Annotated in this window: 10 protein-coding genes; 3 read left to right on the forward strand and 7 right to left on the reverse strand. The window is 35.2% G+C overall.

The window, feature by feature from the left end; translation table 11 throughout:
* Positions 1-66: 66 nt before the first annotated feature.
* Positions 67-996: a DUF2156 domain-containing protein gene (locus HMPREF0389_RS03075; RefSeq protein ID WP_014262270.1), complete on the reverse strand. Its 930-nt coding sequence runs from the start codon at positions 994-996 to the stop codon at positions 67-69.
* Positions 997-1,460: 464 nt separating this feature from the next.
* On the opposite strand from HMPREF0389_RS03075, the gene HMPREF0389_RS03080 reads away from it, so the two are divergent.
* Positions 1,461-2,363 carry a ComEC/Rec2 family competence protein gene (locus HMPREF0389_RS03080; RefSeq protein WP_014262271.1) on the forward strand — a complete coding sequence of 301 codons (903 nt, stop codon included), beginning with the start codon at positions 1,461-1,463 and terminating at the stop codon, positions 2,361-2,363.
* A gap of 207 nt (positions 2,364-2,570) precedes the next feature.
* Complete coding sequence (locus HMPREF0389_RS03085) at positions 2,571-3,530, forward strand: YARHG domain-containing protein (protein WP_014262272.1); 960 nt, start codon at positions 2,571-2,573, stop codon at positions 3,528-3,530.
* A gap of 165 nt (positions 3,531-3,695) precedes the next feature.
* Here the strand turns inward: HMPREF0389_RS03085 and tuf are convergent, their stop codons facing one another.
* From tuf to HMPREF0389_RS03110, 5 genes are all read right to left on the reverse strand, one after another.
* Positions 3,696-4,889, reverse strand: a complete 1,194-nt coding sequence (gene tuf / locus HMPREF0389_RS03090) for an elongation factor Tu (RefSeq protein ID WP_014262273.1) — start codon at positions 4,887-4,889, stop codon at positions 3,696-3,698.
* 73 nt (positions 4,890-4,962) lie between these two features.
* Positions 4,963-7,035, reverse strand: a complete 2,073-nt coding sequence (fusA, locus tag HMPREF0389_RS03095; protein WP_014262274.1) for an elongation factor G — start codon at positions 7,033-7,035, stop codon at positions 4,963-4,965.
* A gap of 35 nt (positions 7,036-7,070) precedes the next feature.
* Positions 7,071-7,541, reverse strand: a complete 471-nt coding sequence (rpsG, locus tag HMPREF0389_RS03100) for a 30S ribosomal protein S7 (RefSeq protein ID WP_014262275.1) — start codon at positions 7,539-7,541, stop codon at positions 7,071-7,073.
* 114 nt (positions 7,542-7,655) lie between these two features.
* Positions 7,656-8,075, reverse strand: a complete 420-nt coding sequence (gene rpsL, locus HMPREF0389_RS03105; protein ID WP_014262276.1) for a 30S ribosomal protein S12 — start codon at positions 8,073-8,075, stop codon at positions 7,656-7,658.
* 250 nt (positions 8,076-8,325) lie between these two features.
* Positions 8,326-9,690, reverse strand: a complete 1,365-nt coding sequence (locus HMPREF0389_RS03110; RefSeq protein ID WP_014262277.1) for an MATE family efflux transporter — start codon at positions 9,688-9,690, stop codon at positions 8,326-8,328.
* Between the two features lie 609 nt (positions 9,691-10,299).
* Between HMPREF0389_RS03110 and rpmB the strand changes: the two genes are divergently transcribed.
* On the forward strand, positions 10,300-10,488 hold the full coding sequence (gene rpmB / locus HMPREF0389_RS03115) for a 50S ribosomal protein L28 (RefSeq protein ID WP_014262278.1): 189 nt from the start codon (positions 10,300-10,302) through the stop codon (positions 10,486-10,488).
* Between the two features lie 228 nt (positions 10,489-10,716).
* On the opposite strand, the gene HMPREF0389_RS03120 is transcribed toward rpmB, so the two are convergent.
* Positions 10,717-12,081, reverse strand: coding sequence for an HD domain-containing protein (locus HMPREF0389_RS03120; protein WP_242821724.1), 1,365 nt, complete (start codon positions 12,079-12,081; stop codon positions 10,717-10,719).

The following is a 12,081-nucleotide window of genomic DNA, read 5'->3' on the forward strand; positions in this document are numbered from 1 at the left end:
TAATCGAGTATTGTGTCCAACTCGCCCATGCTCACTCACAAAAATATTGTTTCTTTCTGTCTAAAACTACATAGCATCTTTCTGTTCTATTGTTGTAATCCAGTATTTTTCAACCATCTTGTATGGTTTGTAAGACAATTTCGCCTGTCTCAAACCTTCCATTCCCAAATCATCCTCACGATTGATTAACTCCGCTTTTTCAAATTCACTTTGCAAGAAGAAAACGCTCATTGCAATATACAATCCGCGAATATCAGGATTTGCCTTTTCTACATGAATCAAAGCCATATTTGGGAGAATCAAATCTCCAATTGAAAATGCTTCCAACTTCCCATCAATGTACATTCCACCTACTCGAATATCCGGAAAATATCTTATATTTGAAAATATTTTTGAAATCGCCAATCTTTCACTAATGAGATTTTGATCATTTTCTTTTGTTCTTGCCCATCTTTCTTCCAGTTCGATGCATCCTTCAAATTCATCCTGTGACAAGAGACGATACTCATATCTTTCCTCGTATTGTTTCAAAAAAGAATTAAAATGATTTTTTTTCGAGTGGAGCTTTCGTCCGGCAAGAGTTCTCATTTTATCCCCTTCATAAACATAGTCCCAATTATCACGAACATTGTAATAGTAAAAATAATTACCGTATCGCTGTTCGATATATTCTTTTATTTCTTCTGTAATTGCACGGAATTCTAACGGTCTCTGTAACTCCTGAAAAATACTCTCTATTTCATCAAATGCATCATCCAAGTATTGCATTTCACACAACGGATTGATGACAAAAATATCTCCCTCATATTCCCCGAAAATAAGTAAGAACTTATCAGTCTTATAGTATCGAAATCCATAGGATTGTTGCCACATATACATTGTGGTAAAACTATATTCGCAAGCTTCATAAGACACCTTATCAAAGTATGGCTGGAGTTCCTCTTTTGAATTTGCCGTAATATGATGTAAATTTTCCTTTCCATCAAGGATGCTCATCCTATCCCCTTCTTTCCTCTACCTATTATACCCTAAAATATTTCATTTTAATACTTATCATTCCTATCTAATTTTATAACCGAATTATTTTATGAACTTTTAAACCATGCCTTCGCTATTTTATCCTGTCAGGCAGAATTACAATAACAGCAATTCATCTCCATGTTACTTCTTCATCATAAAAATATTTTATAGTAAGCTGATAACTCAAGAAAACCAATACACTCTAACATTGCAATTGAATTATAAAAATAATTCGATATCGGGCGTTTTTATACATTTTTTCCGTTTTGTTATGATATAATATGAAAATATGAATATAACAATTAGAACACATAGATTCAGCGAAGTAATTGGCTGACTAACATTCTAAATCTATGGGAAGATATGAAGAAAAGTCAAATTTTATAAATTTGGGGTTGGAATTTTTAATACTATAAAACAAGATAAGGAAAGGGCTTCTTATGAATACTCATTGTATAAAAAAGAATTTATTCTGGCTTCTGCTGTTCTTTTGTTTTTTTCTTTTTATTTCCTGTTCCCCACTGAATTCAGATCTTACCAAACACGATACCAAGAATCTTTTAACAATCCACACCATTGATGTCTCCCAAGGAGACAGCACCCTTATTGTTTCTCCCGCCGGAAAAACAATCCTTATTGACGCAGGAAACAATTCTTTTGGGGAAGATGTGGTCCATTATATCAAACAACAGGGAATTCACAAAATTGATATTTTGATTGGAACTCACCCGGATGCAGACCATATCGGCGGGATTGATTCCGTTATAGAAAATTTTGAAATAGATAAATTTTATATGCCAATTCGAAAACATTCTACAAAAACTTACCGCGATGTCATTCAGGCGGCGAAAAAAAAGAACCTTACCATTGAAGACGGGCTTGCGGGAATGGAAATTCCGTTTGAAGAAGATATTTCTGTCACATTGTTATCACCTTTCAACCATGCCTATACAAATAACAATCAGTTTTCTATTGTGACATATATCACATACAACAGGCTTTCATTTTTATTTATGGGAGATGCCGATGAATATAACGAACAAGAAATTTTATCTCATTATCCAAATTTGAAATGCAACTTCCTGAAGATAGGTCACCACGGGAGCAAACACTCTACAAGCGAGCAATTCTTGACCTCTGTTTCACCAAATGTTATTTCTATCTCTTGTGGGTATAAAAACCAATTTCATCATCCAAACAAACGAGTCATGGAATTAATCCAAAAATATAATATTCCTGTCTATCGAACGGATGAACAAAAAACAATTCGTTTTTTCTCTGATGGAATCCATCTGTCGACAGATATGCCTAATCCTGCAAGTTATGACTATCCTACAGAATGATAATCTTCTATCAAAATATTGTTTTTTGTATAAAAAAACGGTTGTATCAAAATATTCTTGTCAACTATTTTTATATATACTATAATAAATTCAACAAAAGAAACAAAACTATACAGAAAACAAGGTTTTTATATCATCTTATGTGTTCTTCTGTATTCTAATAAATTTTGTAAAAACTACTTATTCTTATTGAAAGAGGTGGACAATATGTCAAAAACAGAACAGAGCTCTGTAAACAAACTGTTTCAAAACATTGTCAATCTATATGAACAGCACAATTATTCTTCAGCACTGAAACTAATTGAAGAACATCGTGACTCTATGTCTGATTCCTTAAACATGAAACATCAATTACAATTGAATAAACTACATGCATCCTCTGCATATCATGAAATTATCCGTTTGCACGAAGAGAATCCGGACTCAACGGAGCTTAAAAATATGTTGAGCAATTATCAGCAAATGCTGGAAATTCACCTCAATGCAAAAGAGTGGAACCATCTTCTGAGCATATTTTCCGATATTGATGGAAAGAATGTATCTTTTAACAGTACAGACAATTTGAAACCAAAAAAAAGAGTACTTTCTTCCAACTTATTACTTAGCATTGTATTTATATTGTTTTTAGTCGGAATACTGGCATTGGCGTTCTTATTTTTGAAACCTAAATTATCTAACACCAACACTCCTGCGGTACCACAGTCTTCCGATACGAAAAATGGAGAAAGTGATTCTAATGATAATACTCATACAACACAACCCTCTACTACAACACCTGTAACGGACAATAATACAACACAAAATCCTACTACAGCATCTGCAACCGGTGATAATACAACACAAAATCCTACTACAGTATCTGCAACCAATGATAATGAGATGCAAAATAATGACTATCTTCTTCCAAGTGATACAAAACTTTTGACGATAGAAGATATGACTACATTCGATAAGAGCAACCTTAACCTTGCCATAAACGAAATGTTTGCTCGTTATGGATATGACTTTGGAAAATCCGGAAAATATTATGAATATTTCCAAACGAAATCTTGGTATAAAATAGATCCTACCGTAATTAGTGCAGCTCAAGCAGAAGATAAATTTTCTGAAACAGAACACAAGAACTTAAATTTCTTATTGAATTATAAAAGAGGAAAAATAAAATAAACTTTATAAGACGCTTCAACCAAAAAATAGATTCTCTTCCATCAAAAATGGTAAAGAATCTATTTTTTTCGATAATGATAAGTACAAAAAAGAGTAGAAGCTTATCCATCATCGGCTTCTACTCTCTGTTTCTTTACTTATTCAGTTTTACTCGGTCTTTGGAATTTATTCAAGAATTTTTCCTACTACTCCCGCTCCTACTGTTCTTCCACCTTCACGAATCGCAAATCTCAATCCTTCTTCGATTGCGATTTTTGTGATTAGTTCTACTGTCATTGTGATGTTGTCTCCCGGCATTACCATTTCTACTCCGTCAGGTAATGTGATGTCTCCTGTTACGTCTGTTGTTCTGAAGTAGAATTGTGGTCTGTATCCTTTGAAGAATGGAGTATGTCTTCCTCCTTCTTCTTTTTTCAATACGTATACGTTTGCTGTGAATTTTGTATGCGGGTGGATTGTTCCCGGTTTTGCAAGTACTTGTCCTCTTTCGATTTCGTCTCTTGCTACTCCTCTTAACAATACTCCGATGTTGTCTCCTGCTTGTGCTTCGTCTAACAGTTTACGGAACATTTCGATTCCTGTTACTACTACTTTTCTCGGTTCGTCTGCTAATCCTACGATTTCTACTTCTTCGGATACGTGTAGTACTCCTCTTTCTACTCTTCCTGTTGATACTGTTCCTCTTCCTGAGATACTGAAGATGTCTTCAATTGGCATTAGGAACGGTTTGTCTGTTTCTCTTTCAGGTTCCGGAATGTAGCTGTCGATTTGTTCGAATAGTTCTACGATTGCATCTCCCCATTTGCTGTTTGGATCTTCTAAGGCTTTTAATGCACTTCCTCTTACGATTGGTGTGTCGTCTCCGGGGAATTCATATTCGTTTAGTAGGTCTCTTACTTCCATTTCTACTAATTCTAATAATTCTTCGTCATCTACCATGTCGCATTTGTTTAGGAATACTACGATGTATGGTACTCCTACTTGTCTTGACAATAGGATGTGTTCTCTTGTTTGTGGCATTGGACCGTCTGCTGCACTTACTACTAAGATTGCTCCGTCCATTTGTGCTGCTCCTGTTATCATGTTTTTTACATAGTCGGCGTGGCCCGGGCAGTCTACGTGTGCGTAGTGTCTATTCGGTGTTTCATACTCTACGTGGGATGTTGAGATTGTGATTCCTCTTTCTCTTTCTTCCGGTGCTTTATCGATGTTGTCGAATGCTACTGCTTCTCCCAATTGGTATTTTTCGTGCAATGTTCTTGTGATTGCTGCTGTCAATGTTGTTTTACCGTGGTCTACGTGGCCGATTGTTCCTATGTTTACGTGTGGTTTACTTCTTTCAAATTTTGCTTTTCCCATTTTTCTTCCTCCTAAAAATTAATCTTCAATAGAAACCTATCTGTTAATTTCTTTATTTATATTTATGAAGTGATTATTCTCCTTGTTCCATAATTTTTTTCGCAATGGAATTTGGAACTTCTTCATAGTGATCAAAAATCATTGTATAAGTTGCACGTCCTTGAGTTGCAGAACGCAAGTCTGTTGAGTATCCAAACATTTCAGAAAGTGGAACCATTGCATTGATTGCTTGTGCTCCACCCTGTCTTGCTTCCATTCCTTCGATTCTTCCACGGCGAGAGTTAAGATCTCCCATTACATCTCCCATGTAGTCCTCCGGAGTAACAACTTCTACTTTGAATACCGGTTCTAACAATACAGGGTTTGCTTTTTTCATACCTTCTTTGAATGCCATAGAAGCAGCAACTTTAAATGCCATTTCCGAGGAGTCAACTTCATGGTAAGAACCATCATATAGTTCTACTTTGACGTCTACTACCGGATATCCTGCAAGGATACCTGCTTCCATTGCTCCTTGGATACCTGTATCAACAGGTCCAATGTATTCTTTAGGGATCGCTCCCCCAACAATGTTGTTAACAAACTCATAACCTGCACCGGGTTCTTGAGGAATCATACGAATCTTAACATGTCCGTATTGTCCACGACCACCTGATTGTTTTGCATATTTATTTTCAATATCAACAGATTGACGAATTGTTTCACGGTATGCTACTTGTGGTGCTCCAACTGTAGCTTCTACTTTGAATTCACGAAGTAATCTGTCTACAATGATTTCCAAGTGCAACTCTCCCATTCCTGAGATAATTGTTTGTCCGGTTTCTTCATCTGTTCTAACTCGGAAAGTAGGGTCTTCTTCTGACAATCTTTGAAGCGCTACACCCATTTTTTCTTGAGCTGCTTTTGTCTTTGGTTCAATTGCTACAGAGATAACCGGTTCAGGGAATTCCATAGATTCCAAAATAATCGGATGAGCCGGATCACAAAGTGTATCTCCGGTTGTTGTATCTTTCAAACCTACCGCAGCTGCGATATCTCCTGAGTAAACTTCTGTAATTTCTTCTCTTGAGTTCGCATGCATTTGAAGGATACGTCCGATTCTTTCTTTCTTATTTTTTGTTGAGTTTAATACATAAGAACCGGATTGCAAACTTCCGGAATATACACGGAAGAAAGCAAGTTTTCCAACAAACGGATCCACCATGATTTTAAATGCTAATGAAGAAAACGGTTCAGAGTCAGACGAATGACGAACTTCTTCCGTTCCATCTTCCAAAACACCTTTGATGTCAGGTACATCAACAGGTGCAGGCATATAATCAACAACTGCATCCAACAATAGTTGTACCCCTTTATTACGATATGCGGAACCACAAAATACCGGATTGATCGCTGTTGAAATAACTCCTTGACGAAGTGCATTTTTCAATTCATCAACTGAAATTTCTTCCCCTTCAAGGTATTTCATTGTCAAATCTTCATCTAATTCTGCAATTGCCTCTACCATGATTGCGCGATATTCTTCTGCTTGTGCTTGCATATCAGCAGGAATTTCACATTCTTCCATTTCTGTTCCAAGCTTATCATGTGTTTTGTATGCTTTCATTGTAAGCAAATCAATCATTCCTTCGAATGTATCCTCTGCTCCGATTGGAAGTTGCATTGCTACTGCATTCGCACCCAATCTATCCTTCATCATATCTACAACTCTAAGGAAGTTTGCTCCAATGATATCCATTTTGTTTACGAAAGCAATTCTTGGTACTTTGTATGTGTCTGCCTGTCTCCATACATTTTCAGATTGAGGTTCTACCCCGCCTTTTGCACAGAATACAGCTACAGCACCGTCCAATACACGAAGAGAACGCTCTACTTCTACTGTAAAGTCAACGTGGCCTGGAGTATCAATGATATTGATACGGTGATTGTTCCATTGAGCAGTTGTCGCAGCAGAAGTAATGGTAATACCTCTCTCTTTTTCTTGCTCCATCCAGTCCATTTGAGAAGCTCCTTCGTGAGTTTCTCCTAATTTATGAGTTTTTCCGGTATAAAACAAAATACGTTCTGTTGTAGTTGTTTTACCGGCATCGATATGCGCCATGATACCGATATTTCTTGTCTTTTCTAAAGGAAATTGTCTTGGCACTAATCGCCACTCCTTTCTTATTTAATAACCAAATATTACCAACGATAGTGAGCAAATGCTTTATTTGCTTCTGCCATTTTATGAGTATCTTCTTTCTTCTTAACAGATGCTCCCATTCCGTTTGCAGCATCCATAATTTCTCTTGCTAATTTCAATTTCATACCTTTTTCATTTCTTGCACGAGTATATCTTACTAACCAACGTAGTCCCAATGTTTCTCTACGTTCCGGACGTACTTCAACAGGAACTTGGTAGTTCGCACCGCCGACTCTTCTCGCTTTTACTTCCAATACCGGCATGATATTGTTCATCGCTTTTTCAAATACTTCTAATGGATCTTCTCCTGTTTTTTCTTTGATTTCTTCAAAAGCTCCATACACGATTTCTTGTGCTGTCCCTTTTTTTCCATCTAACATTACATTATTTACAAGCTTTGTTACCACTTTACTTCCGTATAGCGGATCAGCCAAAACTTCTCTCTTTGGAATATTACCTCTTCTTGGCACTATTCTTCCCTCCTTAATAATTTAAATTAAATCATCGGTACTCGACATTTCAAAATGCCGATTGTGCCTCCATATTTTTTATATTTATATGAATGCACGAATTCAATACACGTCTTATTTAGCGTCTTTTGGTCTTTTTGTACCGTATTTTGATCTTGCCTGTCTTCTCTTTTCGATACCTGCTGTATCAAGTGTTCCACGAACAATGTGATAACGAACCCCAGGAAGGTCCTTTACTCTTCCTCCACGAATCAACACAACGCTGTGTTCTTGCAAGTTGTGTCCTTCTCCCGGAATATAAGCAGAAACTTCAATTCCGTTCGTCAATCTTACTCTGGCTACTTTACGAAGAGCAGAGTTAGGTTTTTTAGGAGTTACTGTTTTCACTGCTGTACAAACCCCTCTTTTTTGTGGGGAATTCAAATTGGTTGCTCTCTTTTTAAGAGCATTAAACCCTTTTTGAAGAGCCGGTGCTGTTGATTTATATTCTACAGCCTCTCTTCCTTTTCTTACTAACTGGTTAATGGTTGGCATCTGTACACCTCCTCTATATTATTTTTACGCCGCCAACTGTATTGTCCGTGCTAAGGATTCAAACTTAGCCGTTCAATATGGATACCTTTCATCAAAAAGTATCTATTGTAATCCCATATTTTGAGAATTACATACCCAATAATTCTATCATTATTTATTTTGATTGTCCAGTTTTTTACAAAAATTATATGAGTTTATTTTTTTGCTATGCAGAACTTTTTTCAAAACTTCTACAATCCTCTTATTTCTGTTATTTCTGTAAAGAAAATGCTTCTTTCCTATACGTCTTATAGTACCAATATGCAGAAAGTGCTACCATTCCTTTGATAACACTGCTCATCGAAATTACCCACCAAATTCCTTCCACTCCCAAATATTGAGGCTGAGATAACACATATGCAAACGGAATGCGAAGTCCTGTAAATACAATCCCAATTGTAGAAGGAATCACTGTCTTTCCAATTCCGTTAAACAATCCTGCTGTAGTAATCTCCAAACACATCAACACTTGCGATAAGCTCAATATTTTCAAATATACCGCTCCAGCATCCAATGTTTCTGCATCTCCCACAAAGAAAATACTGAATACTTCTTTCCCGAAAAAGAAAAATAAAAAAAATGCGAAAAAGCCTATCATAGCAGAAAAACAAATTGTTGTATGATATCCTTTCAAAATTCGTTCTCTTTTATTTGAAGAATAATTTTGACCTACAAAAGCTGTCAATGCCGCTGAAAATCCGCTTGCAGATTCCCATGAAATTGCCTCTAATTGTGATCCTACTTTTTGCGCTGCTATTTGACTGTTTCCAAATACAGCTACCAATCTACCAATCATAATAGAAATGACAGTAAATGCCGTTTCTTGTATTCCGTAAGGCAATCCAATCAAAACAATCTCTTTCATTTTTGAAAAACTGATTCCGTTTCTAAAAGTCGGCTTCAAAAAGCTTTGATTACTTTTTTTCATTTCAACTACATATAAGACAGACATAATAATCTGTGCAAGTGATGTTGACAAAGCTGCACCGAACACGCCCAATCCCATACCGAAAATTAATGTAAAGTTGAGTAAAATATTCAAAACAAGTCCTATTAAGTTGATATGAAAAGGTAGCCTGCTGTTTCCTGCTCCCTGAAAAATTGCTGCTAACACGGGATTTAAAAAGAAAAAAGGCATTGCATAAGCAATAATTTTCAAATATTGTTCCGATAAAAAAACTACTTTTGTATCTTGATATCGAAAAAAAGAAACAATCGCTTTGTTCTTTGTAAGGATAATAAGCCCCAATAAAAAGCCTAACATCAAAGTAATAATAATTCCGCTTTCAACATAAGATTTTGCATCTTCAAATTCTTTTTTTCCCACTGAATGGGACAATTTTACTTGAGAACCGATTCGACTCACTGCTGAGGTAGACATGGCAAGCCATATATAGAATCCACCTGTTCCTGCCGCAGCTACTTCACGACTTCCCAACCTGCTCACACACCACATATCCACAAAATTGTGCAGCATCATCAAAAGCGATGTTCCCAAAATCGGCATTGTCAATTTAATTAAAGTATCTGTAATCGGTCCAATGGTCAAATCTTGATATCCCTTCTTTTGCTCCATATATAATCCTTTCTTTCCCTATATAATAGCATTAACTCTGTCATGACAATATATTTACGGCTATCTATCTAATTACCTAATTATAAACAAAATATACTTCTCTTCTAATCTATATTCCTATGCTCTCCGCAAATTTAGCACTCCAAAAAAATCACAAACTATCTATCAATAGAATTCTGATACAGTACCATGTATTACTAATCACTGATTAAAATTATAATAGAAATCTACTTTTTTTGATATTGCAATTTCGGATTATTATCTTTTATTATCTTTTATTATCTTTTTTGTAAACATATACTATATCCCTCTCTTTAATTTAAAATAATGTTTTAGTATAATAATAAGGAACAACGTATTTCATCTACCATATTTTAGAACATCATTATATCACCAAACTATACAAGATAATAGAGCATATTAACGTGATTCTCACAAAAAATAGGATTCATGTTAAAAGTTTTGTCTTAAAAAAATACTGTTGTTTCAATGCTTTGCTCACTTATAAAAATATTTTTTGTTCATATTGCATTTTTAAACCTCTTATGATAGAATAATATTTGCTATTGTGAAAGTATTGATGTATCAAGGACAAGGAGGTGTCTTAACATGGCAAGAGTATGTGATGTATGCGGAAAAGGAAAAATGTCCGGAAACGCTGTGAGCCACTCTAACCGTCACAACAAAAGAACTTGGGCTCCAAATTTGAGAACTGTTCATGCTGTTGTAAACGGAACACCAAAAACTATTAAAGTTTGTACACGTTGTTTGCGTTCAGGAAAAATCGAACGTGCTTAGTCTGCAAAAGAATAATTGTTTATGAAAAGCAAAAGCTTCGAACCGAGCATGGATTCAAAGCTTTCTTTTTTTTGCAAAAGTCTAAATTAGGGGCCTATAGGACAAAAAGTGTTGATAAAAACCGCTATATATGTTGAGAAAACACGTGTATAGCGGTTTGATGTTTTTTTATTAAGGATGAAAAAACGCGGATGAAAACTTGATAATCCCTTGAACATTCAACAATATCTATAATTTAATTTTTTCTTTTACTTTATCTTCCAACGCTTCTTTCAAATCGAATCCATATATGTCTGAAAACAACGGGAAATTGATATACTCCAATCTTTGTTGATAGAATTGTTTGACATCGATTCCTTTCAAAATAAAAGAAACTTCCGTGATATCTTTCAGCTCTCCATCTTTTTGCAATACCCAAATATTATCTTTTTCTCTATCATAAATTCCTATTTCAACAATATTTTCTAAATAAAAATACTGATTTTCAAAATCTGAAATTTTCTCTTTATCATGCTCTTCTAAAATAGTATTTATCATATCTTTTAAGAAATTCTTGTCTCCAATGGATTTTTTGATTTTATTTTTATAAAACTTGCGACGATGCAAAAAGGAATAACATAACTTTTTCAAAATAGTATCGTCCTCATGTTCCCATCGCATCATATGATACATCAGTATGGTATCATCCATCCGCAAATATTCTTTCAAAGAAATCTCTTCTCCCAGCAGAAGTTTTGCCATACTTTTATCACAAAAAGAAAGTCTGTTTTCTCGATACAACTGCGCCCCTCTTTGAAATATCTTCTTGATGATAGACTCCATCTGCCTTTTCAAAGAATGTTGATACACTTCTCGATGCATATAGAATCTTGCTAAAATATATTCTTCTATGGATGAAATATATTTTTCATTCACACAAATAATATATTTCCCCTCTCTTTCCACCACTTCAAAAGAACGAATTAACCTCTCTAAATCATAGTTTCCGTTGGTTACACTCGTAAAATAGGAATCTCTCAACAAATAATCCATTCGGTCTGCATCCATTTGTGAGCTTACCAACTGTGAAATTAAGGTGAAAATAGGATTTTTTTCTTCTCTCAAACCTTTTTTTGAAATAATCTTAATTAATCGTTCCAAAAACTGCTCTGAAAATTCCTCTACAATCACTTTATGCAATTCTGTATCTTTATCTTTCAGAATTTCAATCGTCCATTTTTCATGTGCTCCGCGATTAAAGGTTCGTTCAAAGGTATGCGAAAAACTGGCATGCCCTATATCGTGCAACAATGCACTACATAATGCTAAATCTTTTTCTTCGGGAGCAACGACAACACCTAATTCATCAAGTTTTTTTACAAAATGCGATAGGATTTTGGTCATTACATGATAGGTTCCTATGCTATGTGAAAACCTGGTATGCGTAGCTGTAGGAAACACAACATATTCACAACTCAGTTGCTTGATTCGATTCAACCTCTGAAACTCTACTGTATTGATAATCTTGAAAAACCGCTCATGAAACATAATATCGGAATGTACCACATCTCTTAGGATATAAACTTGTCTTCTCTTAGGTTCCTTTTGATTCAA

This window comes from Filifactor alocis ATCC 35896 (assembly GCF_000163895.2).
GTDB lineage: Bacteria > Bacillota > Clostridia > Peptostreptococcales > Filifactoraceae > Filifactor > Filifactor alocis.

Excerpts from the sequence above, each read along its gene's own strand:
- HMPREF0389_RS03075 (WP_014262270.1), bottom strand. The coding sequence starts at position 996 with ATGAGCATCCTTGATGGAAAGGAAAATTTACATCATATTACGGCAAAT.
- HMPREF0389_RS03080 (WP_014262271.1), top strand. The coding sequence starts at position 1,461 with ATGAATACTCATTGTATAAAAAAGAATTTATTCTGGCTTCTGCTGTTC.
- HMPREF0389_RS03085 (WP_014262272.1), top strand. The coding sequence starts at position 2,571 with ATGTCAAAAACAGAACAGAGCTCTGTAAACAAACTGTTTCAAAACATT.
- tuf (WP_014262273.1), bottom strand. The coding sequence starts at position 4,889 with ATGGGAAAAGCAAAATTTGAAAGAAGTAAACCACACGTAAACATAGGA.
- rpsL (WP_014262276.1), bottom strand. The coding sequence starts at position 8,075 with ATGCCAACCATTAACCAGTTAGTAAGAAAAGGAAGAGAGGCTGTAGAA.
- HMPREF0389_RS03110 (WP_014262277.1), bottom strand. The coding sequence starts at position 9,690 with ATGGAGCAAAAGAAGGGATATCAAGATTTGACCATTGGACCGATTACA.
- rpmB (WP_014262278.1), top strand. The coding sequence starts at position 10,300 with ATGGCAAGAGTATGTGATGTATGCGGAAAAGGAAAAATGTCCGGAAAC.